Raw genomic sequence first — 26,260 nt, 5'->3', positions numbered from 1 at the left:
GCGGTGGAGTTTCGCGCGCCTGCAACCGTTCCGCACCCGGTGCGTGGCCAGATTTATCGGCACTACCCAGGCGTCGAGCCGGCGTCAACAACGCTCCCCGGCGTGACTGCTATGGTGCCGGCCTCATCCAAGCCGGGGACCACCCATGCGTGCAGTTCGGAGTATCGCTTCGCTGTTTGCCCTGTCCGGCATTGCCCTATTGAGCGGCTGCGGCGCCGACGGCCCGGCCAACCAGGCGATATCGGCCGTCTCGTCCACAATGACCGACCCGGCCAGCGGCGCCGATTGCGGCGGCAAGGACGTGCGCCTGACCCGCGACGACAGCGAGTGGATCCTGCATGGCAATTGCGGCACGGTGACCATCACCGCCTCACGCGGCGCGATGAATCTGGACAACGCACGCAGCATTCGCGTGGAAGGCAGCAACTTCACCGTGCTCAACACACAGCTTGGACAGCTCAGCGTCACCGGCCACGACAACACGCTTAATCTGACCAATGTCGACAGCGTGGACATCCAGGGCAACAAGAACCTGGTGCTGGCGCGCGAGATCAAGCAGGTCCGTTTTTCAGGCAACGACAACACCGTCAACCCATCCAGCAAGCCAACCCTGGATGACCACGGTAGAGGCAACAAGGTGATGTGAATCGGGCGCTGCAAAGGCGCGCTAGTGCCGCCCTCGTCCCATAAGGCCGCAAGGTTGTGAATGAGGTCCGCATGGTGCGCCGTGCATGACGAGCACGCTTCTTTTTGCCAGCCAGTCTTTACGACCGGCGAGCTAGTGCCGCCGCACAGCGCTTTAGCGCCTGGTGACGTGACGACCGGCCAAGCGTATTCGACGGTCAGGCGCAGGCCGAACCACCACGTCCCTGAAGCATTGCCTGTTGCCGGCCCCGCACGCAGGTGCAGATCCGGCGCAGGCATCGGACAATGGAGCATCTGCGCCGGCCCTGCCCGCGCCCCAGCATTCCATCGACACCTGCAAGGACTCCCCATGGCTGCACGCAAGGCAAACCCTCCCGTCATCGAAGTCCAGGCCCGCCCCGGGCAGCCGCTGGGCATGCCGGTGGAGCGCTTTCTGCGCACCTACTGGCACAAGCACCCGCTGCTGATCCGCAACGCCTTTGCGGATTTCGTCTCGCCGCTGCAGCCGGAAGATCTGGCCGGCCTGGCCTGCGAAGACGGCGTGCTGGCGCGCCTCATCAGCCACGACCGCGCCACCGACGGCTGGAGCGTGCGTACCGGCCCGTTCCAGGAAAGCGACTTCCCCGGCCTGCCCGATCACGATTGGACGCTACTGGTGCAGGACGTGGACAAGTGGGACGCCGACGTGCGCGCCCTGTTGGACCAGTTCCGCTTCCTGCCGCGCTGGCGCATCGACGACATCATGATCAGCTTTGCCGCCACCGGCGGCTCGGTCGGCGCACATGTCGACCATTACGACGTGTTCCTGCTGCAGGGCCAGGGCCATCGCCGCTGGCAGATCGACGCACGCGCCTCGCAGGGCCGCAAGCCCACGCCGCAGACGTTCCGTGACGACGTCGACATCAAGCTGCTGCGCGACTTCAAACCCACCCACGACTGGGTACTGGGCCCGGGTGACATGCTGTATCTGCCGCCGCTGGTGCCGCATCACGGCGTGGCCGAAGACGCCTGCCTGACCTTCTCGATCGGCACCCGCGCACCTTCCTCGGCCGAACTGATCGGCGATTATCTGGACACCCTGATCGCCGATGCCGACGAGTCGGTGCGCTATCACGACGAAGACCTCAAGGTGCCGGCCGACCCATACGAGATCGATGTCACCGCAATGAATCGCGTGGTCGAAGCGCTCAACGCGCTGCGCATGAACGACCCGGATCGCCTGGGCGACTGGTTTGGCCGTTTCATGACCACTTATCGCGCCTCCGGCGACGTGGTACCGGCGCCCGAGCCGATTCCGCGCGAGGCGGTCGAACAGGCACTGGAAGAAGGCGTGGTGCTGTATCGCCACCCGTGGTCGCGGCTGGCCTGGCGACGTGCCAAGCGCGGCGCCACGCTGTTTTGCAGCGGCCTGGAATTTGCGCTGTCGGCCAAGGACGCGGCGCGTCTGGCGGCCGCCGAAGAAATCGATGGCGGGCTTTACGCGCAGCTGACCGCACGCGGCCGCGAGGTGGTCCTGGAGCTGCTGGCGCAAGGTCATTACCAGCGCGCCCATGACGACGCCCACGAAGACATCGACGACGACCAGACGCACGCGCTCACCGTGTCGGCCGACCACGACGACGACCTGGACGAGGCCGACAGCGCGAACGCAGACGACGCCATCGATGCGGACGCAGATGTCGAAGAGGTCGCGGACGACACAGACACCCCGGCCGACATCGTCGACACCGCGCAGGACGGGGACGACGACGCGGAGGACTCGGATATGGGCGTAGACAGCAACGACGACGAGACCCCGGAACGCGCATGAGCCCGCACGGCAGGCCGCAGATCGTTTGGCTGGACCCGGCAGCCGATGCCGCGGCCCTGCGTGCGCTGCGGCTAGCCTGCACGACCGGTACCGCGGGCATTGCCCACGATGCCGACTGGGATGCGCTGGACCCGCTCAGCCTGCACGTGGCCGCACGCACCGATGACGGCCACCTGGTCGCCTCGGTGCGCTTGACGCCGGATCGCCGCATCGATCGGCTCGGCCTGGTGCCGGACTGGCGGCGTCGCGGCCTGTCCGACCAACTGCTTGCCGCAGCGGTGGATGCCGCCGTCCAGCGCGGCTGGCCCAGCGTGCATGCCCGCGTCACCGCAAACGCCGAGGCGGTGTTCGCACGCCTCGGTTTTTTGCCCGAACCGCCCTCCGATTCTTCGCACGCGCGCACTGCCGATATCGGCGCTGCGCCCGGAAAATCCGTGCATCGCAGGCTCGAAGGCCCGATGGCAGTGGACGATCTTGCTGGAGCCCTGGCCGCCACCACCGGCTTGCTCAGCGGCGCACGCCGGCAAGTGCTGATCTACACCCGCGCGCTGGACCCGCCGTTGTTCGACCACCCCACCGTGCTCGACGCGTTGCGCCGCTTCGCCACCGCACGCCACGACAAGCGCGTGCAGGTGCTGGTGCAGGACACCGCCAGCGCCGCTGCCAGCAGCAGCGCGATGTTGCGCCTGGCCCAGCGGCTGCCCAGCGTGTTCCGGTTCCGCGCGGTCAGCGATCCAGTCGATACCAGCTATGCGGCGGCCTACGTCGTCGGCGACGACGCCTACTACTTTCGTCCAACAGGTCATCGCTACAACGATGGCGAAACCTGGTTGTCCGGTGCGGCCCGCAGCCGCCAGCTGGAGCGCGAATTCGCGCAGATATGGGAGCGCAGCACGCTCTGGAGCGAACCGCGCGCGCTCGGCATCTGACGCCGCAGCGCCCCTTGCGCGTAGGCGCCTCGCCAATTGGTCTACCCCGCCGGTCAGCTCGCAGACGCCCCCTCACAAGCGCAAGGGGGTATAATTTTTCGAGATTTGAGACCGACCGATAGGGCAACTCGCCCTGCCGCTTCCGCACAATCATCCCCACAGCAGACCCGACTTACCATCGTGGATAATCTCCTAAAGCAGTTCGCGCAGTCATCGCAGCTCGCCGGCGGCAACGCCGCCTATATCGAGGATCTGTACGAGCAGTACCTCGTCGCCCCGGACAGTGTCGATCCGAAGTGGAAGAGCTACTTCGATGGCTTCGAAGGCCGCGGTGCCGGTGATGTACCGCACTCGGCGGCTATCGCCCACATTCTCGCTGCCTCCAAACAAGCAGCCCACGCCGGAACCGGTGCAGGTGCCAGTGACGAGCGCGAGCGCAATGTCGGCCGCTTGATTACCGCCTACCGTGCACGCGGCCACCTTGGCGCGCAGCTCGATCCGCTGGGCCTCACCCCGCCGGTCAACCCGCCCGATCTGGACCTGCCGTTCCACAGCCTGTCGCAGGCTGATCTGGACAGCGAGTTCAGCACCGGCGGTGTTGGCGGCCAGCCGCGGATGAAGCTGAAGGATCTCCTGGCCCGCCTGAAGGCGACCTACGCCAGCAGCATCGGCGCAGAGTTCATGCACATCCAGGAATTCGACCAGCGCCAGTGGATCTACAAGCGCCTGGAAGATGCCGGCGGCAAGATCGCAGGCGATGCGGCCAGCCGCAAGCGCACGCTGGAACGGCTTACCGCCGCCGAAGGCCTGGAGCGCTACCTGCACACCAAGTACGTCGGCCAGAAGCGCTTCTCGCTGGAAGGCGGCGATGCGTTGATTCCAATGATGGACGCGATCATTCACCAGTCCGGCAAGGACCAGGTCAAGGACATCGTGATCGGCATGGCCCACCGCGGCCGCCTCAACGTGCTGGTCAACACGCTGGGCAAGAACCCGCGCAAGCTGTTCGACGAATTCGAAGGCAAGTTCGAGCATGCGCACGACGACCGCGCGCACACCGGTGACGTCAAGTACCACATGGGCTTCTCGGCCGATATCGCCGTGGGCGATAGCAACCAGGTGCATCTGGCGCTGGCGTTCAATCCCTCGCACCTGGAAATCGTCGACCCGGTCGTTGTGGGCAGCGTGCGTTCGCGTCAGGAGCGCTTCGGCGATGCTGAACGCAAGACCGTGCTGCCGATCCTGATCCACGGCGATGCCGCATTCGCCGGCCAGGGCGTGGTGATGGAGCTGTTCCAGATGTCGCAGGCGCGCGGTTTCGCCGTCGGCGGCACCGTGCACATCGTCATCAACAACCAGATCGGCTTCACCACCAGCACCCGCGACGATGCCCGTTCCACGCTGTACTGCACCGACGTAGCCAAGATGATCGGCGCGCCGGTCTTCCACGTGAACGGCGACGACCCGGACGCGGTGATGTTCGTATCCAAGCTGGCCTATGAGTTCCGCCAGCAGTTCAAGAAGGACGTGGTCATCGACCTGGTCTGCTACCGCCGTTGGGGCCATAACGAGGCCGACGAACCGGCGGCAACTCAGCCGGTGATGTACCAGACCATCCGCAAGCACAAGACCACTCGCGAACTCTATGCGGCCAAGCTGGAAAGCGAAGGCGTGCTGAGCGCCGACGAGGCCAAGGCGCTGGTGGACGGCTACCGCAACAAGCTGGATTCGGGCGAATACACCACCGAACTTGCCAAGCGCAAGCCGGACGAATTCGCGATCGATTGGTCAAAGTATCTGGTCGGCACCGCTGCCGACCCGGTGGACACGCGCGTCAAGCGCGACCAGCTGGATCGTCTGGCCAAGCTGATCACCACCATTCCAGAGGGCGTGGAGCTGCATGCCCGCGTCGCCAAGATCTACGACGACCGCGTCAAGATGGCCGCTGGCGATCAGCTGGGCGACTGGGGCTTTGCCGAGAACCTGGCGTACGCCACGCTGCTGGCCGAAGGCCACAAGCTACGCCTGGTCGGCCAGGACGCTGGTCGCGGTACGTTCTTCCACCGTCACGCGATCCTGCATGACCAGAAGAACGACAACTACTACCTGCCGTTGCGCCAGTTGGTCGAGAATCCGGAAGACGCCACCATCATCGATTCGCTGCTCAGCGAAGAAGCGGTCATGGGCTTCGAATACGGCTATTCCACCACCGACCCGAACGCGCTCTGCGTATGGGAAGCGCAGTTCGGCGATTTCGCCAACGGCGCGCAGGTGGTGATCGACCAGTTCATCGCTGCCGGCGAAGCCAAGTGGGGCCGTATCGCGGGCCTGTCGCTGTTCCTGCCGCATGGTTACGAAGGGCAAGGCCCGGAGCACAGCTCCGCACGCCTGGAGCGCTTCCTGCAGCTGTGCGCGCTGGAGAACATGCTGGTGTGCGTGCCAACCACGCCGGCGCAGTGCTTCCATATGATCCGTCGCCAGATGCGCATGACCACCCGCAAGCCGCTGGTGGTGATGACGCCCAAGTCGCTGTTGCGCCACAAGCTGGCGGTATCGAGCCTGGAAGAACTGGCCGACGGTGAATTCCAGCACCTGATTCCCGATGCCAAGGCCGACGCGGCCAAGGTCAAGCGCGTGGTGCTGTGCTCGGGCAAGGTCTATTACGACCTGCTCGAAGATCAGACCAAGCGTGGCCAGGACGATGTGGCCATCCTCCGCGTGGAACAGCTGTATCCGTTCCCGCGTGCGCAGCTGGCCACCGAGCTCAAGGCCTACGCCAACGCCACCGACGTGGTGTGGTGCCAGGAAGAGCCGCAGAACCAGGGTGCGTGGTACCAGATCCGCCACCACCTCAATTTCTGCCTGGCCAGCGGTCAGAGCCTGCATTACGCCGGCCGTGCCCGTTCGCCCTCGCCCGCCGCCGGCCACATGGCCGACCACATCGTCGAACAGCAGAAGCTGGTTGCCGATGCGCTACTCAATCCGTTCAACGACCAAGTCGCTGAATAACTCCTCTTCCCCAAAGAACGAAAACCCTAGGACGCTCCCCGAATGGCCACCGAAGTCAAAGTTCCGGTACTGCCCGAATCCGTTTCCGACGCCACCATCGCCAGCTGGCACAAGAAGGCCGGTGAAGCGGTCAAGCGCGACGAGAATCTGGTCGACCTGGAAACCGACAAGGTCGTGTTGGAAGTTCCTTCGCCAGTCGACGGCGTGTTGAAGGAAATCAAGTTCGAGGCTGGCAGCACGGTCACTAGCAACCAGATCCTGGCGATCATCGAAGAAGGCGCCGCTGCTGCCGCGGCTCCGGCTGAAGAGAAGAAAGCCGAGGTGCAGGTTGCTGCCGCACCTGCACCGGCCGCCACCCCGGCAGCGGCCGCCGCCGCGCCTGCCGCTGCCTCCAAGTCGTCTGCCGATGCCTTGCCCCCCGGTGCGCGTTTCTCCGCGATCACCCAAGGCGTGGATCCGTCGCAGGTCGAAGGCACCGGCCGTCGTGGCGCGGTGACCAAGGAAGACATCGTTAACTTCGCCAAGGCCGGCGGCGTGGGCAAGGCCTCTGGCGCCCGGCCGGAAGAGCGCGTGCCGATGACCCGCGTGCGCAAGACCATCGCCAAGCGCCTGATGGAGTCCAAGAACTCCACTGCGATGCTGACCACCTTCAACGAAGTGAACCTGGCCAAGTTCTCGGCTGCGCGCAAGGAACTGCAGGACGAGTTCCAGAAGGCGCACGGCATCAAGCTCGGTTTCATGAGCTTCTTCGTCAAGGCCGCCGCCAACGCGCTGCAGCGCTTCCCGCTGGTCAACGCCTCGATCGACGGCGACGACATCATCTATCACGGCTACAGCGACATCTCGATCGCGGTGTCGACCGAGAAGGGCCTGGTCACGCCGGTGCTGCGTAACGTCGAGCGCCAGTCGTTTGCCGAGGTCGAACAGGGCATTGCCGACTACGCTGCCAAGGCGCGCGCCGGCAAGCTGGGCCTGGACGATCTGCAGGGCGGCACCTTCACCATCACCAACGGCGGCACCTTCGGCTCGCTGCTGTCGACCCCGATCATCAACCCGCCGCAGAGTGCCATCCTGGGCATGCATGCGATCAAGGAACGTCCGATCGCAGAGAACGGCCAGGTCGTGATCGCCCCGATGATGTATCTGGCGCTGTCCTACGACCACCGCATCATCGATGGCAAGGATTCGGTGCAGTTCCTGGTGGACATCAAGAATCAGCTGGAAAACCCGGGCCGGATGTTGTTCGGTCTGTAAGCCTTGAAGCCCCTCTCCCATCGGGAGAGGGGTTGGGCTGAGGGTACGGCCGCACTTGCATCTTCGGGTGCCCGCCCCCAACCCAGCAGCACAGTCGGCAGGCCATCCCGCTCCGCCGCACCCTCATCTGGCGCTACGCGCCACCTTCTCCCGCAGGAGAAGGGAAAGGCAAAGGACTCTAGAAATGGCTGAAAACTACGACGTCGTCGTCATCGGTGCCGGTCCGGCCGGCTATCACGCGGCGATTCGCGCGGCCCAGCTGGGCATGAAGGTCGCCTGCATCGACGCGGCCATCGGCAAGGACGGCAAGCCCGCCCTGGGCGGTACCTGCCTGCGTGTGGGCTGCATTCCGTCCAAGGCGCTGCTGGATTCCTCGCGCCAGTTCTGGAACATGGGTCACCTGTTCGGCGACCACGGCATCAGCTTCAACGACGCCAAGATGGACGTGCCCACGATGATCGGCCGCAAGGACAAGATCGTGAAGCAGTTCACCGGCGGCATCGCGATGCTGTTCAAGGCCAACAAGATTACCCCGTACTACGGCTTCGGCCAGCTGCTCCCGGGCAATATCGTCAAGGTCGCCCAGCACGAAGGCGGCGAGATCGAACTCAAGGGCACCAACGTGATCCTGGCGGCCGGTTCGGAATCGATCGAGCTGCCGTTCGCCAAGTTCGACGGCGACACCATCGTCGACAACGTCGGCGGCCTGGATTTCACCGCCGTTCCCAAGCGCCTGGCGGTGATTGGTGCGGGCGTGATCGGTCTGGAGCTGGGCAGCGTATGGAAGCGTCTGGGCGCCGAGGTCACCATCCTCGAAGCGCTGCCGGACTTCCTGGCCCTGGCCGATGCCGAAGTGGCCAAAACCGCCTTGAAGGAATTCAAGAAGCAGGGCCTGGACATCAAGCTGGGCGCCAAGGTCAGCAAGACCGAGATCACCGGCAGCGGCGATGCCAAGCAGGTGGTGGTCAGCTACACCGACGCCGCCGGCGAGCAGAGCCTGACCGTGGACAAGCTGTTGGTTGCGGTGGGCCGCAAGGCTGCGACCAAGAACCTGCTGGCGGACGGCACCGGCGTCAAGGTCACTGACCGCGGCCAGATCGAGGTCGATGGCCATTGCCATACCGGCGTCGACGGCGTGTGGGCGATCGGCGACTGCGTGCGCGGCCCCATGCTGGCGCACAAGGGCTTCGAGGAAGGCATCGCGGTCGCCGAACTGATCGCCGGCCTGCCGGGTCATGTCAACTTCGACACCATTCCCTGGGTCATCTACACCGAGCCGGAGATTGCCTGGGTCGGCAAGACCGAGCAGCAGTTGAAGGCCGAAGGCGTCGCCTACAAGGCTGGCAGCTTCCCGTTCGCGGCAATCGGCCGCGCGGTGGCCATGGGCGAGCCGGCCGGCTTCGTCAAGGTGATCGCCGATGCCGAAACCGACCGCGTGCTGGGCATGCACCTGGTGGGTGTGGGCGTGTCCGAGCTGGTGCACGAAGGCGTGCTGACGATGGAATTCAACGGCTCGGCCGATGACCTGGCACGTATTTGCCACGCGCACCCGACGCTGTCCGAAGCGATCCACGACGCCGCGATGGCGGTGAGCAAGCGCGCGATCCATAAGGCGAACTGACCGGGATTGGTGGATTCGGGATTGGAGATTCGCAACCGCGTCTCCCGGTCCCGGCCCTCTCCCGGCACTGGCATAACGCCGGGTGAAAACCCGGCGTTATGCTTTTCAGGCCAGGCAAGAACTGAACCGAATCAGCGCGCCATCTGCCCACGGCACCACGTGCACTCAGCGCCGCTTCGCCTTTACCCATCACTCATCCCGACTCCTGAATCCCATGAAAAGCATCTGCGTCTACTGCGGCTCCAATGCCGGCAACAAACCCATCTACGTCGAGCGTGCCATGGCACTGGGCGATCGCATTGCCAAACAGGGCCTGCGTCTGGTCTACGGTGGTGGCAATGTCGGTTTGATGGGCACGGTGGCCAATGCGGTACTGGCGGGCGGCGGTGAAGTGACTGGCGTCATTCCGCAGCAGCTGGCCGATTGGGAAGTGGCGCATCGCGGACTGACCACGTTGGAAATCGTCGGCTCGATGCATGAGCGCAAGATGCGCATGTTCGAGCTGTCCGACGCCTTCGTCGCCCTGCCCGGCGGCTTCGGCACCATGGAAGAGATCTTCGAGATGCTGACGTGGCGCCAGCTGGGCATCGGCAACAAGCCCTGCGCCTTCCTGGATATCGCAGGCTTCTACGCGCCGCTGATCGGCATGATCGATCGCATGGTGGAAGAGCGTTTCCTGCATCCGGATCAGCGCGCCGACCTGTGGTACGGCGACGACATGGAGCAGATGCTGGAGTGGATGCAGCACTACAGCCCGGCCCAGGCATCCAAGTGGATCGACGAGAAGCGCCGCTCCACGCTGGTGTAATTGAAGACACCCCAGGCGCGCGGCCTCAGGTGCGCCGCTTGCTACCAGCACGCGCCTACGCGAATACCGCTCGCCCACCATCGGACAGGCGTGACCTTGCGCGCCCAGGTCCGGCGCACAGCGGATGCACCGCTGAGACAGCACGCTCGTCCCATTGGCCCCGGTCTCCCAGCCTGCAACGGCAATCACGATGACTGCCGCAGTTGCGCATCGCCGCCTCGCATAGAATGGCGGCGATGCTCGATACCCTCGCCGCTGACGCGCACTACAGCCTGGACATCAAGCACAGTCGCTTTCTAGCCCATGCTGCTGCACTCGATTCTTCCGCCCAGGCGCTGGAGATCATGCAGCGCGTGTCGGTGCCGGATGCCACGCACAACTGCTGGGCCTACCGATTCGGGCAGGAATACCGGTCCAGCGACGATGGCGAGCCCAGTGGCACGGCGGGGCGGCCGATTCTGGCGGCCATCGATGGCCAAGGCTTTGATCGCGTGGTGGTGGTGGTGACGCGCTGGTATGGCGGGATCAAGCTCGGCGCCGGTGGGTTGGTGCGCGCTTATGGCGATACCGCGGCCGAATGCCTGCGTCTGGCCACGCGGCGACCGCTGGTTGCGCTGACCCTGCTCGACCTGCGATGCCAGTTCGACGATCTGGGACTGGTGCACGCGGCACTCGCCGCATTCCATGTCGACAAGCTGGACGAACAGTTCGACGCCACAGGCGCAGCGCTACGCGTGCAACTGCCTGCAGATCACCTTGCTGGCTTGAAAACGCGCCTGTGCGACGCCACTCGCAATCGTGTCCATCTCTCAATACCGGAAGCCGCATGAATCAGCCAGCCGCCGCCAGGCCCAACCCATTGCGGAAGCTTGGCAGCCTGCGCACCTTGTGGCCGTTTGTGCAACGTCAACGCGGCCTGTTCGCCGCATGGCTGATCGCCCTGGCAGTGTCTTCGGCGGCCACGTTGAGCCTGCCGGCCGCGGTCAAGCGCATGATCGACCACGGCTTCTCGGGCGGCACGCAGATCAACCAGGCCTTCGCACTGTTGTTTGCGGTGGCGGTGGTGCTGGCTCTGGCCACCGCGGCGCGTTTTTACTTCGTAGCATTGTTGGGCGAAAAGGTCGTCGCCGACCTGCGCGGCCGCCTGTATGCGCACCTGATCAGCCTGGATGCCGGCTTTCATGATCGCAGCCGTAGCGGAGAGCTGGTGTCGCGACTGTCGGCCGACAGCGAGCTGCTGCGCGGGTTGATCGGCACCACCATGTCGGTGGCGTTGCGCAGCTCGGTGACGGTGATCGGCAGCATGGTGATGTTGTTCGTGACCAGCCCGCGCCTTGCTGGATTCACCTTGATCGGCATTCCGCTGGCGGTGCTGCCGATCGTGCTGGGCGCGCGCCGGCTACAAAAGATCTCGCGCGCCAGCCAGGACCGTGTAGCCGACGCCAATACGCTGGCAGCCGAAACGCTGGGCGCGGTACGTACGGTGCAAGCGCATGCGCGCGAGCGTTACGAAAGCCAGCGTTTCAGCCAGGCTTTGTTTGCGGCGATCGATACCGCACGGCTGCGAATCCGCACTCAGGCCGCCGTGACCGCCATCGCCATCATGCTGATCTTCGGTGCCATCGTTGGCGTGCTGTGGCTGGGCGCGCACGATGTGGTGTCCGGCCGCATGACACCCGGCACGCTGGGCCAGTTCGTGCTGTATGCGTTGATCGGCGGCGGTTCGGTCGGCGCGCTGGCCGAGGTGTGGAACGAGCTGCAACGTGCCGCCGGCGGCATGGGCCGGGTTGGCGAACTGCTCGACGAACAACCGGCGATCGTTGCCCCGGCCGTGCCAACGCCGTTGCCGCAATCGCTGCGGGGGGCGATCCATTTCGACCAGGTGGTATTTCATTATCCGCAACGCCCCGACGCACCAGCGCTGGACGGATTCGACCTGCACGTCAGCCCCGGCGAGACCGTCGCCCTGGTCGGGCCGTCCGGTGCCGGCAAGAGTACGGTGCTGGCCATGCTGCTGCGCTTCCACGACCCGGCCAGCGGCAGTGTGCGCATCGACGAGGTGGACCTACGCCAAACCGACCCGGTGCACTTGCGCGAGAACATCGCGCTAGTCCCGCAACAACCGACCCTGTTCGCCGCCAGTGCCGCCGACAACATCCGCTACGGCCGCCTGGAGGCCAGCGACGCCGAGGTGGAGGCGGCGGCAACGGCAGCAGAGGCAGACGCCTTCATTCGTGCCCTACCCCAAGGCTACGCCAGCGAACTGGGCGAACGCGGCACGCGCCTGTCCGGCGGCCAGCAGCAACGCGTGGCGATCGCGCGTGCGTTGCTCAAGGACGCGCCCATCCTGCTGCTGGACGAAGCCACCAGCGCGCTGGATGCGCAGAGTGAGCGTGCCGTGCAGCAAGCACTGGACCGGCTGATGGAAGGCCGCACCACGCTGGTCATCGCGCATCGGCTGGCGACCGTGCTCAAGGCCGACCGCATCGTGGTCATGGAGGCCGGCCGCATCGTGGCGCAGGGTACGCATGCGCAGTTGATCGCCGAAGGCGGCCTGTATGCCGAGCTGGCGCGGCTGCAATTCATCGATCAATGATGGCTGGTTGACGCCCGCTGCGGGCGACACGTTCGCGCGCCGGCCTGGCCGGCAGTGCGACTCCGAGCGACCCGACGCACCGATGTGACCATGCCACGCCCCAAGACCACCTTTCGCCAACTGAGCTACTTCACCGCACTCGCCGACACCGGCAGCTTCACCCGTGCCGCCGAACAGATGGGCGTGTCGCAGCCTTCGCTGTCGCAACAGATCCGTGCACTGGAGACCATCATCGGCGCGCCGCTGTTCGAGCGCGGCGTGCCGGCCATCCTGACCCCGCTCGGGCGCGACCTGCTCGACCGCGCGCGCAGCATCCTGCTCGATGTCGCCGATCTGGAAGACGTACGCACTACCGCGGCCGATACCTTGATCGGCACCATCCGGCTCGGGGTCTCGCCCACGCTGGGCGCCTACCTGATGCCCAGCCTGGTCGCGCGGTTGCACCGCGAGCACCCGGCCCTGCGCGTGCACGTGCGCGAAGGCCTGCCGACGGTGCTGGCCAGCGATCTGGCCAATGGCGTGCACGATCTGATTCTGGCGCAATTGCCGGTGGCCGGACGCAGCCTGCACAGCGAGCGGCTGTTCCGGGAGCCGCTGCACGTGACCATGGCCGCCGATCACCCGCTGCGCAGCAAACGCTACATCACCCCTGCCGATCTGCGCGGCGCCAACCTGCTCACCTTGATGCCGGAATATCGATTGGCCGAACAGGTGGCCGCGATCGCGATGGACGTGGGCGCCCATGTGCTGCGCGATTACGAAGGAACCAGTCTGGATGCGATCCGACAGATGGCAGGCATGGGCATGGGGTTGGCGCTGCTGCCGGACCTGTATGTACGCCAGGAAATCCGCGAAGGCGACGATGTGGTGGTGCGCCCGGTCAAGGGCGGCCCGTATTACCGGGAGATTGGACTGCTATGGCGGCAAGGCGCGGGACGTGCGCCAGCGTTCGGTTTGATCGCCAACCTGCTGCGTGCCGCAGCCGCATAGGAAAATCCTATACAACAGATAAGCACGCCGGCCTTGTCCTATAGCCGCAACTCGTCAATGCTTCACTGAACTCATCAGTGGAAGTTCAATGGCGGCAAAGCGGATCGGATGGCGGGAGGCGGTGGGCTGGCTGGCGGAAATCGTCGGGCCGGACATGCCGTATGTGCGTCTTGCCCTGGTGTACGGCGTGGCGATCAGCCTGCTGTCGCTGGCCACGCCCATCTCGGTGCAGCTGCTGATCAACAGCGTTGCCAACACCGCGTTGCCAACGCCGCTGTGGACGTTGTCTGGCCTGCTGCTGGGGCTGCTGCTGCTGGTGGCATGCCTGAGTGCGATGCGGGTGTGGATGATGGCGCTGTTCGAACGCCGCCTGTTTGCGCGCGTGGTCGCCGAGATCACGGTGCGCGCAGTGCATGCGCAGAATCCCTTCTTCGCCGACCAGAACCGCGGCGATGTGTTCAACCGCTACTTCGATCTGGTGGTGGTACAAAAGGCAGTGCCCAGTCTGGCCATCGGCGCGTTCACCATCGTATTGCAGTCGGCGGTGGGCCTCATTGTCACCAGCTTCTACCACCCGTTTTTCCTCGGCTTCAACGCCTTGCTGCTGCTGATCATCTTCGCAATCTGGATGATCTGGTCGCGCGGTTCGATTCGCACCGCGGTCGAGCTCAGCCACGCCAAGCACAATGCCGCGCATTGGCTGGAAAGCGTCGGCGGCTCCAACGGTTTCTACAAATCCAGCCGCCATCTCAATTTTGCAATGGATCGCTCCGAGGCGGTCACGGCGGCCTACGTCGACCGGCACCGGCGCCATTTCCGCTACAGCTTCACCCAGACGGTGGCGTTCCTGCTGCTGTACGCCGTTGCGAGCGCCGCGCTGTTGGCGCTGGGCGGCAGCCTGATCCTGCGTGGCGAGCTGTCGATCGGCCAGTTGGTGGCGGCCGAGCTGATCCTCAGCGCGGTGTTCTATGGCATCGCGCAGCTTGGCGCGTATCTGGACACGTTCTACGACTTGGTCGCCAGCGCCGAAGAATTATCGCTGCTGTATGCCATTCCGCAGGAACGTGCGGTCGTGGCGCCCGGCAAGATCCCCGGCAACAGCGCGGTGCGGCTGGACGGCGTGGTGATCGAGGGCGCGCGTTTCGATTTCACTCTGAACGCCGGCGAACATTTGGTGACGCTGGCCGATGGCGGCGCCGAACGGCTGCTGGCAATGGTGCTCAAGCGCCACGTGGTGCCGGATCGCGGCTTGGTCATGGTGGGCGGCGCGGACCTGGCCACCTTCGACATGTACCTGCTGCGCTCGGAAGTCACCGTGCTCGATCGACCGACGATTGTCGAAGTCACCATCCGCGAGTACCTGGCCATGGCCTCGGCCGACGTGAGCTCCGAAGCCATGCTGGAAGCCATCGACACGGTGGGGCTGCGCGCACGCATCGCCGCGCTGCCGCAGGGCCTGGACACGCGTCTGGCTGCGTCCGGCTTCCCGCTGTGGATCGGCGAAGTGATGGCATTGAAGCTGGCCAACGCCTTGCTGGTGCGCCCGCGCGTGCTGATGTTGTCGCAGCTCTATGACCTGCTGCCTGCAGAACGCCTGACCTGCGTGCTGGGCCGCCTGAAGGAGGCCGGCACCACGGTGTTGCTGTGCACCGGCAGGCCGGAAGACATCACCCTGGATGGCTGGTTCCGTCTGCAGCCCGAACGCCAGCAGCGCTACGCCACGCGCGCGGAACTGATCGCATCCACCCAGGAGGCAACCCATGCAGCACGCCCCTGATCGGATCGCGCACTTCCCCACACTGGCCTCGATGCGGCCACCGAGCATCGCCAAGGCGCTGGCCTGGATGCTGTTGATCGGCGTCGCCATCGCAGGTGCCATCCTTGCATTCGCACCGTGGGTGCAAACCGCCAGCGGCAAGGGCCAGGTGGTCTCGCTCGACCCGGGCGACCGCCAGCAGCAGGTCACCGCCTTCGTACCCGGCCGTGTCGAGCGCTGGTACGTGCACGACGGCCAGCACGTGTCCAAAGGCGACCCGATCGCACGCGTCGGCGACCTGGACCCGGATCTGCTCACCCGGCTTGCCAGCGAGCGCGCCCAGGTCGCGGCAGAGATCGCCGCCATCCAGCAATCGCGCGCAGTCGCCAGCATCGACGTGGAGCGCAGCCGACAATTGCTTGCCGAAGGCCTGGCCGGCCGCCGCGACTTCGAGCTGACCCAGATCAAGGTGGCTGAAGCCGATGCCAAGCTGGCCGAATCGCGCGCCAAATTGACCCGCATCGATATCCAGCTGAACCGTCAGTCCGCGCAGCTGGTGCGCGCGCCGCGCGATGGGCGCGTGCAGCAGCTCAATGCCGCCAGCGGCAGTGCCATGGTGTCGCCCGGCACCGTGCTGGCGGTGATCGCACCCGAGCGCGTGGAGCGCGCGGTGGAGCTGTATATCGATGGCCGCGACGTACCGTTGATTCGCCCCGGCCGGCCGGTGCGGCTGGAGTTCGAAGGCTGGCCGGCGATCCAGTTCAGTGGCTGGCCGTCGGTAGCGCACGGCATGTTCGATGGCCGCGTGCGCGCGATCGACCCCAATGCCGCACCGGACGGGTTGTTCCGCATCCTGGTCGAGCCGCTACCGGGGAAACCCGCATGGCCGGCGCAGGAATTCGCCCGCCAGGGCGGCAAGGTGCGCGGCTGGGTACTGGGCGAGACGGTGCGGGTGGGCTACGAACTGTGGCGCCAGCTCAACAACTTCCCGTTGGAATTCGGCCGTCGTCCCACAGCGACCACGCAGGACAACGGCAAGGCCAAGCCTGCCGCCGACAAATCCGAAGACGACACGACGGGCAAGAAATGATGCGGCATCTGTTTGTCCTGCTGATCGCACTTTGCCCCAGTGCGGCCTTCGCACAGGCCGCGCCGCTTACGCTGGATGAAGTGCTGCACTCTTCAGCCCGCTCTGCGCCGCAGATCGTCGAATCGCTGGCAAAAGTCCGCCAGGCCGAAGGCAAAGGGATATCGGCCGACGGTGCGTTCGACACCGTGTTCGATCTCGAAGGCCGCTCGCGCGAGGCTGGTTACTACGACGGCAGCACCATCGAAACCGGCGTCAAGCGTCCGTTCGAGGAAAACGGCGGCTACTACTACGGCGGCTACCGGTCCTCGCGTGGCGCGTTTCCGGTCTACGAAGACAAGTCGTACACCGACCGCGGCGGCGAAGTGAAGGTCGGCGCGCTGTACGCGCTGCTGCGCGACCGCGTGGTGGACGAGCGCCGTACCCGTCGCAGCGTTGCCAGCGCCGACATCAATGTGGCGCAGTACGAAGCGGAGATGGTGGCCATCGGCGTGCAGCGGCGCGCCGTGGATGCCTACCAGAGCTGGGTGGCAGCCGGCCTGAAACTGCGTGCGTACAACGACCTGCTGGCGTTGGCAGAGCGCCGCCGCACGGCGATTTCGCGGCAGGTGACGCTAGGTGCGCGCCCGACCATCCTGCTGACCGAAAACGACCAGAACCTGGTGCGCCGGCGCGCGCTGGTAGTGCGATCGGAGCAGGACTTCGCCAACGCGGCCAACGCTTTGTCGCTGTATCTGCGCGACGACGCCGGCATGCCGCTGATCGTCTCCAGCGAGCGCCTGCCCGCCGATACCTCCGCGCTCGAAGGCCTGGCCGGTGCCAGCAAGATCACCGCGCCGGTGGAGCGGCCCGATTACCGCGCCGTGCTGACTCGCATCGACCAGGCCACTGCCCGGCTGATGCTGGCGCAGAACGATCTGAAGCCGCGGTTGGATGTGAGTTTCGAAGTCAGCAAGGACTTGGGCGACCCCGGTGTGGGCGGGCCGAATCGCTCTCCAACCGATGCGATCATTGGCTTTCGTTTCAGCGTGCCGCTGGAGAATCGCTCCGCCAAAGGCCGCGTTGCCGAAGCGCGCGCGGAGATCGAAGCGCTGGATCAGCGCAGTCGCTTCCTGCGCGACCAGATTTCAGTGGAAGTAGAGTCCATCGTCATCTCGCTCAACGCAGCCGAACGACTGGCCAAGATGGCCGACGAAGAACGCGGCCTCGCCGACCGCCTGGCGGCCGCCGAACGGAGACGCTTCGAGCTGGGCTCGGGCGACTTCTTCCTGGTTAACCAACGCGAAGAAACCGCCAACGACGCACGCGTGCGCTTGATTGATGCGCAGGCGCGGATTGCGTCGGCGCGTGCGGAGCTGGCAGCAGCTACTGCGGATCGGGATGCGTTGCAGTTGAGTCGTTGACGCGCTGCGTCTCCAAGGGCTCTGCACCGCTTACAGCCAACGCGCTCGCCTTCAGTGCCCGCGAGGTCTTACGGCATGACGATCCCGCACACTTGTGGCAACTCGCGTAATGCCGCCCAGCGCCTGCGTTGCAGACTGAGATGCCTTTTCGCTTGCCCGGCGTTGAGCCTGGCGACCCCGCGAATCGACGCGCTGAGACCAACCAGAGAAGCCCCTCGTCGACACGCTTGGCGAACTCGACCTGCGGCCGAATGCCTCCTCCCATCACGACATCCGAATAACATCCGCGTGCGCATGCTCGGCATGCCAGCCGCCTGCTGGCCGTGCGTATCGATGGTCCGCACGGCAACCTTGGAATCCTTCGGAGGTGCATATGTCTTTTCGGCAATTTCCCGCCATCGGCGCAGATGGCGAACCGTACGTCATCATCGAATTTCGCGACGAGCAACAAACTGGCACGGGCATGCATCCCGCCCCGCGCTACGAGCTTCCCGACGGCCGTCATTTGCAACGACAAGGCCAGCGCTTCATCACCGAAGGCGGCGAACTGCAGCTTTCCACACCCTAAGCGCTCCTTGGTCATTTTTTGACCAACCAGACGCCAGCCCTTGCCCAGCAAGGGCTGCAGTGCGTTATCCACATGCTTGTGCAACTTTCATCCACACCCCGTGTGGATGAAATCGGGTTTCCCTCTCAATCGAAAATTAGCGCGCACTGCGCACACCGCCGCGGGTAAGAAATGCCACGCTGCGTCATTGCTGAGCAGCACATCTGCATGCCAGCCAAGGCTCCCCGGCACCCATACAAGCCAACAGTCACTTCAGCCTGTCACACGATCCGACCGTTCCAGCACGCGGCCAATTCCACTCAGGTCGATCTCACTTGCGGCGTCCGCCAATGCGGCGCGGTCACTCATGGGTTCGAAACCGATACGAAAATGCAGCTCACCTCCCGGCGTGCGCGAGGAATGGATCGATGACAGATTCACGCCGTGCCGCTCGAACATGTGCAACAGCGCGCGCAGCGAGCCGGGCTGGTCCTCAGGCAAGTACACACTCAAGGTCAGTGACTCGGTGAGGTCGGCCAGCAGGTAGCCCACGCGTTCATAGGTGTAGTTGCCTGCAGCCAGCGCGGTGTGTTGCAGTGCTTGCGCGTTCGCGTGCAGGAACTGGTTGCGGAACTGCGCGCGCGCCGCATCGTCACCTTGCGCCACCAGCGCGCGCAACTGCTGCAGCTGCCACAGCAGGCGGTCGAGCATTTCGCCGACGTACGGGTTACCGAACTGGATATCTTCGTAGATCGATGGATTGAGCGAGAGGATTCGCGCGATCACCGCCGTGTCCAGCTCGAACGATGCGGAGCGATACGGCATCAACGCCTGCAATTGGCCCAACAGCGGTGCGTAGTCGCGCAGGGTGCCGGCCTGGGCCAGATGCGTGGCGTGCACCATCGCCTGCACCAAGGCCATCACGCGGTCGTGGTGCTCGGGCGTGGCGTAAACGCACTCTGCCTGGAGTGCCGCGTACAAGGTCTGCACCCACGCCGACCAGTGCTGCAGGCGCGCTTCGCAGACCACCATCACCCTCCCCTTCAAGGTGGGCGACTTGGGCGGCGCGGTCATCGGATGCAGGCCGACGACGTCTGCCTGCGATGCAAGCATCGCAGCGACCGGTGCCTGTTTGATCGAGGTGATGTCCATCCATAGCTGCGATGCGGCGCGTGCGCCGGCAAGGCCCACATAGCGTTGGATCAACGCAGCGGTATGGCGGATTGGCGCGGAGAAAATCAGGACATCCGCGCGCTGGGCCAGGGTCGCTTCATCGATGTCGCCGCTCCCTGCAGGATCGAAGCCGATCACCTGCAAGCCCATGCGCGTGCGCAGGAACTGCTCCAGCCAGCGTCCGTAGGCGCCGGCAATGCCGACGATGCCGACGACCGGCTGCGCACTCATGCCAGGCGCTCGACGGCAAAGCGCGGCAGCGCCGCGAGTGCGGCCGGCGCGGCGGCCAGCACGTCGAACTCTTCGTAGCCTGCAGCCAGCGTGGCCTCCAGCGCGCTGTGCACCCCGGTGAGCGCGTGTCCTACCGCCTGCTCGAACGGCATATCGCGCAGCAAAAAGCCGATCAGCAGCGCCATCAGCACATCGCCAGTACCGGCCACGTCGACCGGCAGATGCGGGCTGGCCCAGCGATAGACCGCGTCGTTGCTGATCGCCAATGTCACCAGTTCGCCTGTCGCTCCAGCAACGCTGTGCGCAAGCACCCATTGCGGGCCGCGGGCGAGCAGCACGCGCGCCGCAGCGATGGCGTCGTCCTGTTCCAGGCTGGGCATACCGGTCAAGCGTCCCAGCTCGAACGCATTGGGCGTGACCAGCCAGGCATGCGGAAGCAGCCGTTCGGCGAATACGCGCTCCAGCCCCGGCTCGACATAGGGGCCGGTGTGCGTATCGCCGATCACCGGATCCAGGCAGTAGCGCAGTTGCGGCGCCTGCGGCAGGGTCTGCTCAATCCAATCGGCGAATGCTTCGCCGTTGGCCAGGCTGCCGAAATAGCCGGAGACCAGCATGCGCGCCCGCTGCGGCAGACCGCGCTCGGTGGCACCAAGCAGCAGATCGGCCAGCCAATCGGCGGGCAAGATACGGCCGCGCAAGGTAGCGTAGAACGGCGCGTTACTGAGCAAGGTCGTCGGCACTTCGGCCACACGCAATCCAAGCGCGCGCAACGGCGGCACGGCAGCGCTATTGCCAGCATGGCCGTAGACCAACTGCGACTGCACCGAGATCACATCGATCGGCGAAGGACCATCCGGGCGCTGGCGGCGACCGTGGACGAGATGGCTGTCGGTTGCATCGCTCATGGGAGGCGCCGTCGTGAAAGAAGACCCCCATTATCTGCCGCAATGCGTGAGCGCGTGGAGTGTTTGGCGCCGCGCGATGGTCAATGCGCCGCGCTTTGATTAAATGCTTGCTAGATGGGAGCTGACATTCGAGGCGACCGATCAAGCGAATATCAGCGCCGAACTCTCAAGCGCTGCATCATCTACGTGTTTGGTAGACGTTGGGACCTGACAAGGCGCGCTAGCGCTGAGTAACGCCGGCATAGGCTGGAGCGTGGCGATGGATGTCGATCGCCTGATTCGTCCCGCTACGGGAGCCTGAGGTCGCAGTTCTAGCGACCTCCAACTAAGAACGCAACTGCCTCGCTCATTCTCGCCAACTTCCACGCCCGCTCCCGACAGGAGCAGGCACGGCTTGTTCGGCAGCGTTCCTTACTGCCCTTGACGTCGCTTACGACGTCATGCGATCCCAGAAACCCTTGACGCCATCGATGAAGGTGGCCGACTTGGGCGAATGCTTACGCGCATCCTCACCGGTGAACGTTGCCTCGAACTGCTGCAGCAACTCGCGCTGATCGGCCGTCAGGTTGACCGGCGTTTCGACCACGACACGGCAATACAGATCGCCTTCGCTGCGGCTGCGCACCGAACGCACGCCCTTGCCGCGCAGGCGGAACAACTTGCCGGTCTGCGTCTCGGCTGGAATACGGATTTCCGCTTCGCCGCCCAGGGTCGCAACGCGCACGGTATCGCCGAGCGCCGCCTGCGAAATGCGGATCGGCACTTCGCAATGCAGGTCGTCGCCGTCGCGCTGGAAGATCGCATGCTCGCGCACACGCACTTCCACATACAGATCGCCCGGAGGTGTGCCGGCAGGGCCAGCTTCGCCTTCGCCTGCCAGACGAATGCGATCGCCGGTGTCCACGCCGGCCGGCACCTTGATCGACAGCACCTTGTCCTCTTCCACGCGACCGGCACCATGGCAGGTCTTGCACGGATTCTGGATCAGCGTACCGCGCCCGTCGCAGTGCGGGCAGCTTTGCTGCATGGCAAAGATGCCGCGCTGGATGCGCACCTGTCCACGCCCATGGCAGGTAGCGCAGGTCTCGACCTTGCCGTCTTCCGAGCCGCTGCCGTGGCAGGGCTCGCATTCGATCAGTGTCGGAATCTCGATGCGTCGCTCGATACCCGCGACGGCTTCTTCCAGATCCAGTTCCAGCACGTAACCGACGTCGGCGCCACGTCGCGCAGCGCGCGGACCGGCGGCGCCACCGCCAAAAATATTGCCGAAGATATCGCCAAAGATATCTCCCATATCCGGGCCACCCGGCCCGCCACCGCCACCGCCCATGCCGTGCTCGAATGCCGCATGGCCATGCGCATCGTAGGCACGGCGCTTGTTGCCGTCCGACAACACTTCATAGGCTTCCTTGCACTCCTTGAACATCGCCTCCGACGCAGCGTCGCCCGGATTGCGGTCAGGATGGTGCTTCATGGCGCAACGTCGATACGCCTTCTTCAGCTCGTCGTCGCTGGCGCCGCGGGCAACGCCCAGCACTTCGTAGTAATCGCGTTTGCTCATAAGCCGGTATTGGGGATTCGTGATTCGTGATTCGGTTGAAACGCAAAGGCGGACAGCGTGCTGCTGGTCCGCCCTGGCGACGCGACGCGTAGAGGATATCGGGAGGAAGGGGCGCGCGCTTTAGCGCTTGCCGATCCTCGCTCCCGACTCCCAAATCACGACTTACTTCTTGTCGTCCTTGACCTCGGTGAACTCGGCGTCCACCACGTCATCGGCGGCCTTGGAGGCCTGTGCATTACCGCTGGCCGCATCGGCGTTGCCGCCCTGCTCTGCCGCGGCGGCCGCTGCATACAGCGACTGGCCGGCTTCTTCCAGGGTCTTGCTGCGCGCTTCGATCTGCGCCTTGTCGTCGCCCTTCATGGCGGTTTCCAGGTCGGCCAGCGCCGCTTCCACCTTGCCGATCACATCGCCACCGACCTTGCTGCCATGCTCGGTGATCGCGGTGCGGGTGGCGTGGATGAGGCCATCGGCCTGGTTGCGGGTCTGCACCAGTTCCTGGAACTTCTTGTCTTCCTCGCGGTTGGCTTCCGCGTCGGCGACCATGCGCTGGATCTCTTCGTCCGACAAGCCCGACCCGGCCTTGATCTCGACCTTCTGTTCCTTGTTGGTCTTCTTGTCCTTGGCCGACACATGCAGGATGCCGTTGGCGTCGATGTCGAACGACACCTCCACCTGCGGCATGCCGCGCGGCGCCGGCTCGATGCCGGACAGATCGAACTTGGCCAACGACTTGTTGAAGCGGGCCTGCTCGCGCTCACCCTGCAACACGTGCACGGTCACGGCCGACTGGTTGTCCTCGGCGGTGGAGAAGGTCTGCGAGGCCTTGGTCGGGATGGTGGTGTTCTTTTCGATGATCTTGGTGAACACGCCGCCCATGGTTTCGATCCCCAGCGACAGCGGGGTCACGTCCAGCAGCAGCACATCCTTGACGTCGCCGGCCAGCACGCCGCCCTGGATCGCGGCGCCCACGGCCACCGCTTCGTCCGGGTTGACGTCCTTGCGCGGTTCCTTGCCGAAGAAATCGGCAACCGCCTGCTGCACCTTCGGCATGCGGGTCTGACCGCCGACCAGGATCACTTCATTGATGTCGCTGGCGCGCAGGCCGGCGTCGTTCAACGCGGTGCGGCACGGCTCGATCGACTTCTTGACCAAGTCTTCCACCAGCGCTTCGAGCTTGGCACGGGTCAGCTTGATGTTGAGGTGCTTCGGGCCCGACGCATCGGCCGTGACGTACGGCAGGTTCACTTCGGTCTGCTGGCTGGTCGACAGCTCGATCTTGGCGCGCTCTGCGGCATCTTTCAGGCGTTGCAGCGCCAACGGGTCCTTGCGCAGATCGATGCCCTGATCTTTGTTGAACTCGTCCACCAGGTATTCGATGACGCGGTTGTCGAAGTCTTCGCCGCCCAGGAAGGTGTCGCCGTTGGTGGCCAGCACTTCGAACTGCTTTTCGCCATCGACTTCGGCAATTTCGATGATCGATACGTCGAAGGTGCCGCCGCCCAGGTCGTACACGGCGATCTTGCGGTCGCCGCCATTCTTGTCCAGGCCATAGGCCAGGGCTGCGGCAGTCGGCTCGTTGATGATGCGCTTGACGTCCAGACCGGCGATGCGACCAGCGTCCTTGGTGGCCTGACGCTGGCTGTCGTTGAAGTATGCCGGCACGGTGATCACCGCTTCGGTGACCTTCTCGCCGAGGAAGTCTTCAGCGGTCTTCTTCATCTTTTCCAGCACGCGCGCGGAGATTTCCTGCGGCGCCATGCGCTTGGCATCGCTGGTCTGCACCCAGGCGTCGCCATTGTCGTGCGCGAGGATGCCGTACGGCACGTGCGAGATGTCTTTCTGCACCTCGGCGTCGGTGAACTTGCGGCCGATCAGACGCTTCACCGCGTAGAAGGTGTTCTTCGGGTTGGTTACCGCCTGGCGCTTGGCCGAGGCACCAACCAGCACTTCGCCGTCCTTGGTGTAGGCGACGATCGAAGGCGTGGTGCGATCGCCCTCGGAATTTTCGATGACGCGGGCCTTGCCGCCGTCCATGATCGACACGCACGAGTTCGTGGTGCCGAGGTCAATACCAATGATCTTGCCCATGGATACGCTCCTGATGATTCTGTAGCTGTGTCCGGCGACGCCGGGTCTGGCTGAGATGTGGGGGTGGCGCGCAGGTGTTCAAGCCATCTGTGCGCATCTGTGTTCCAACGGCGCGCCCGGCAGTTCAGCCGGGCGCTGCCGATCAGTCGTGCTTGGCCACGACCACCAGGGCCGGGCGCAGCAGACGGTCGTTGAGCAGGTAGCCCTTCTGGAACACCTGTACGACATGGCCCGGCGCAATGCCGTCGGCCTCGCCCTGGCTGATCGCCTGGTGCTGATCCGGGTTGAACGGCTGGCCGACCGGGTCGAGCAGGGTCAGGCCGTTGTCGGCCGCGACCTTGAGCAGTTGCTTGTAGGTCATGTCCAGGCCATCACGCAGCGGGCTGGGCTCGGTACCGGCTGCGGTCAGGCCGGCGTCCAGGCTGTCGAACACCGGCAGCAGCTCGCCCAGCAGCTTCTCGTTGGCGAACTTGCGCGCGTTCTCGACATCGCGCGCGATGCGCTTGCGCTGGTTTTCCAGATCGGCGCGCTCACGCAGGGCGTCGGCCTTGACCAGGGCGATCTCGCTGCGCAGCGACTCGATCTCGGCCTTGAGCGGATCGGTCTCGGGTGGGTTCTGGGACAGGTCTTCGGAATCGAATTCGGGGTGGTCTTGGTTCATATGCAGTTCCCGGGCAAGCGGAACGCCCGCCCCAACGTCACCCCGTATGTGGGCGCCCGCGCGCGTTTCAAGCAAAAACCATCGTGCCGATCGATGCCGGTTATCGCACCCCGGGCGGCTCCATCGCCGCGCCCAGTACCTGGGCGGCAGTCTGCACCAGCGGAATCAGCCGGTCGTAAGCCATGCGTTTGGGCCCGATCACCCCCAGCACGCCCAGCACCTGGCCGTTGGCAGCGTACGGCGCGGTGACCAGCGAGACGTCTTCCAGCGACACCATGCCGGTCTCTTCGCCGATGAAGATGCGCACGCCCGGCGCCTGGATGGTGCGTTCGAGCAGTTGCAGGATCTCGCGCTTGCTGGCGAAAGCTTCGAACAGCTCGCGCAGCCGGTCCAGGTCCGACAGGTCCTGCACGCCCATCAGCCGGGCCTGCCCGGCCATCACCATGTCCTCGGCATCGGCCGGCACCAGTGCCTCGCTGGCCAGGTCCACGCTATGGGCCAGCAGCTGCTCCATCTCGTTCTTGGCCATGCGCAGTTCGCGCAAGAGGCTGGCGCGGATATCGGACAGCGCGCGCCCGGCGAACTGAGCATTGAGGTAATTGGCCACCCGTTCCAGCTCGGCCGGCTCGTAGGCGCGGCGCGGCTCGATCACCCGGTTCTGCACTTCGTTGTCGGCAAACACCAGGATCGCCAGCACGCGGCGTGCGTCCAGCGCCACGAAATCGATATGCCGGAACGCAAACTGCTCGCGGCGCGGCGCGCTGACCACCCCCACGAAGTGACTCATCGCCGACAGCATCTGCGAGGCGCTACCCAGCAGCGACTGGGTGCCGTTGCCGCTGGCCAGCTCCGCGCGCAGGCGGCGCACTTCCTCCTCGCCGGGCGGCTGCATCTGCACCAGGCTGTCTACGAACACCCGGTAGCCGTGTGCGGTGGGCACACGCCCGGCCGAGGTATGCGGGGAGCTGAGCAGGCCCACGTCCTCCAGATCGGCCAGAATATTGCGGATGGTCGCTGGGCTCACATCCAGCCCGGCATGCTGGGCCAGGGTTTTCGAGCCCACCGGTTCGCCATCGCGGATGTAGCGCGCGATCAAGGTGCGCAGCAACTGGCGTGCGCGGGGGTCGAGCATTGGGGACTGGGACGCGCGCATGGGATCATCCGGTGAGACTGGGCATAGATAATG

The 26,260-nt window shown here is 65.1% G+C and carries 20 protein-coding genes; 14 read left to right on the top strand and 6 right to left on the bottom strand.

Annotated elements, in window-relative coordinates; all coding sequences use genetic code 11:
* Positions 1 to 145: 145 nt before the first annotated feature.
* From BJD12_RS21035 to BJD12_RS20970, 14 genes are all read left to right on the top strand, one after another.
* A complete protein-coding gene (locus BJD12_RS21035) occupies positions 146 to 646 on the top strand; it encodes a DUF3060 domain-containing protein (RefSeq protein WP_005988434.1) in 501 nt (166 codons plus the stop codon).
* 348 nt (positions 647 to 994) lie between these two features.
* Positions 995 to 2,455, top strand: coding sequence for a ribosomal protein uL16 3-hydroxylase (locus BJD12_RS21030; protein ID WP_005988432.1), 1,461 nt, complete (start codon positions 995 to 997; stop codon positions 2,453 to 2,455).
* Positions 2,452 to 3,384: a GNAT family N-acetyltransferase gene (locus BJD12_RS21025; protein ID WP_005988429.1), complete on the top strand. Its 933-nt coding sequence runs from the start codon at positions 2,452 to 2,454 to the stop codon at positions 3,382 to 3,384. Before BJD12_RS21030 ends, BJD12_RS21025 begins: the two co-directional genes overlap by 4 nt.
* Before the next feature lie 180 nt (positions 3,385 to 3,564).
* Positions 3,565 to 6,393, top strand: a complete 2,829-nt coding sequence (locus BJD12_RS21020) for a 2-oxoglutarate dehydrogenase E1 component (protein WP_005988427.1) — start codon at positions 3,565 to 3,567, stop codon at positions 6,391 to 6,393.
* A gap of 42 nt (positions 6,394 to 6,435) precedes the next feature.
* Positions 6,436 to 7,647: a dihydrolipoyllysine-residue succinyltransferase gene (gene sucB, locus BJD12_RS21015; protein WP_005988426.1), complete on the top strand. Its 1,212-nt coding sequence runs from the start codon at positions 6,436 to 6,438 to the stop codon at positions 7,645 to 7,647.
* Between the two features lie 184 nt (positions 7,648 to 7,831).
* Positions 7,832 to 9,268: a dihydrolipoyl dehydrogenase gene (lpdA, locus tag BJD12_RS21010; protein WP_005988423.1), complete on the top strand. Its 1,437-nt coding sequence runs from the start codon at positions 7,832 to 7,834 to the stop codon at positions 9,266 to 9,268.
* A 214-nt stretch (positions 9,269 to 9,482) separates the two neighbouring features.
* On the top strand, positions 9,483 to 10,076 hold the full coding sequence (locus BJD12_RS21005) for an LOG family protein (protein WP_005988421.1): 594 nt from the start codon (positions 9,483 to 9,485) through the stop codon (positions 10,074 to 10,076).
* Between the two features lie 227 nt (positions 10,077 to 10,303).
* Positions 10,304 to 10,906, top strand: a complete 603-nt coding sequence (locus BJD12_RS21000) for an IMPACT family protein (RefSeq protein ID WP_005988418.1) — start codon at positions 10,304 to 10,306, stop codon at positions 10,904 to 10,906.
* Complete coding sequence (locus BJD12_RS20995; protein WP_005988416.1) at positions 10,903 to 12,672, top strand: ABC transporter transmembrane domain-containing protein; 1,770 nt, start codon at positions 10,903 to 10,905, stop codon at positions 12,670 to 12,672. Before BJD12_RS21000 ends, BJD12_RS20995 begins: the two co-directional genes overlap by 4 nt.
* 90 nt (positions 12,673 to 12,762) lie before the next feature.
* Complete coding sequence (locus BJD12_RS20990) at positions 12,763 to 13,662, top strand: hydrogen peroxide-inducible genes activator (protein WP_005988414.1); 900 nt, start codon at positions 12,763 to 12,765, stop codon at positions 13,660 to 13,662.
* A gap of 88 nt (positions 13,663 to 13,750) precedes the next feature.
* Positions 13,751 to 15,439 carry an ABC transporter transmembrane domain-containing protein gene (locus BJD12_RS20985; protein WP_005988411.1) on the top strand — a complete coding sequence of 563 codons (1,689 nt, stop codon included), beginning with the start codon at positions 13,751 to 13,753 and terminating at the stop codon, positions 15,437 to 15,439.
* Positions 15,423 to 16,508, top strand: coding sequence for an HlyD family secretion protein (locus tag BJD12_RS20980; RefSeq protein WP_039425535.1), 1,086 nt, complete (start codon positions 15,423 to 15,425; stop codon positions 16,506 to 16,508). The genes BJD12_RS20985 and BJD12_RS20980 overlap by 17 nt, the downstream gene beginning before the upstream one ends.
* Positions 16,505 to 17,908 (top strand): TolC family protein, encoded by a 1,404-nt coding sequence (locus BJD12_RS20975; protein WP_005988407.1) that lies wholly within the window; start codon positions 16,505 to 16,507, stop codon positions 17,906 to 17,908. The genes BJD12_RS20980 and BJD12_RS20975 overlap by 4 nt, the downstream gene beginning before the upstream one ends.
* A gap of 373 nt (positions 17,909 to 18,281) precedes the next feature.
* On the top strand, positions 18,282 to 18,476 hold the full coding sequence (locus BJD12_RS20970; protein ID WP_005988406.1) for a hypothetical protein: 195 nt from the start codon (positions 18,282 to 18,284) through the stop codon (positions 18,474 to 18,476).
* A gap of 252 nt (positions 18,477 to 18,728) precedes the next feature.
* Here BJD12_RS20970 and BJD12_RS20965 read toward each other — a convergent pair whose 3' ends face one another.
* The 6 genes from BJD12_RS20965 to hrcA form a co-directional block, all read right to left on the bottom strand.
* The gene (locus BJD12_RS20965; RefSeq protein ID WP_005988404.1) at positions 18,729 to 19,859 is read right to left on the bottom strand and encodes a prephenate dehydrogenase; all 1,131 of its coding nucleotides are present in this window, start codon (positions 19,857 to 19,859) and stop codon (positions 18,729 to 18,731) included.
* Entirely contained in the window at positions 19,856 to 20,764 is a 909-nt protein-coding gene (gene pdxY / locus BJD12_RS20960; protein ID WP_005988402.1) for a pyridoxal kinase, read from the bottom strand. The genes BJD12_RS20965 and pdxY overlap by 4 nt, the downstream gene beginning before the upstream one ends.
* Positions 20,765 to 21,194: 430 nt before the next feature.
* Positions 21,195 to 22,325 (bottom strand): molecular chaperone DnaJ, encoded by a 1,131-nt coding sequence (dnaJ, locus tag BJD12_RS20955; RefSeq protein WP_005988400.1) that lies wholly within the window; start codon positions 22,323 to 22,325, stop codon positions 21,195 to 21,197.
* Between the two features lie 162 nt (positions 22,326 to 22,487).
* Entirely contained in the window at positions 22,488 to 24,413 is a 1,926-nt protein-coding gene (gene dnaK, locus BJD12_RS20950) for a molecular chaperone DnaK (RefSeq protein ID WP_005988399.1), read from the bottom strand.
* 142 nt (positions 24,414 to 24,555) lie between these two features.
* Positions 24,556 to 25,074 carry a nucleotide exchange factor GrpE gene (gene grpE, locus BJD12_RS20945; RefSeq protein WP_005988397.1) on the bottom strand — a complete coding sequence of 173 codons (519 nt, stop codon included), beginning with the start codon at positions 25,072 to 25,074 and terminating at the stop codon, positions 24,556 to 24,558.
* Between the two features lie 100 nt (positions 25,075 to 25,174).
* Complete coding sequence (gene hrcA, locus BJD12_RS20940) at positions 25,175 to 26,206, bottom strand: heat-inducible transcriptional repressor HrcA (protein ID WP_005988395.1); 1,032 nt, start codon at positions 26,204 to 26,206, stop codon at positions 25,175 to 25,177.
* Between the last annotated feature and the right edge of the window lie 54 nt (positions 26,207 to 26,260).

Origin of the sequence: Xanthomonas vesicatoria ATCC 35937, from assembly GCF_001908725.1 — a bacterium.
Classification (GTDB): domain Bacteria; phylum Pseudomonadota; class Gammaproteobacteria; order Xanthomonadales; family Xanthomonadaceae; genus Xanthomonas; species Xanthomonas vesicatoria.
The sequence above is the reverse complement of the archived record's forward strand: the minus strand, read 5'-3'. Positions and strand labels throughout refer to the sequence as shown.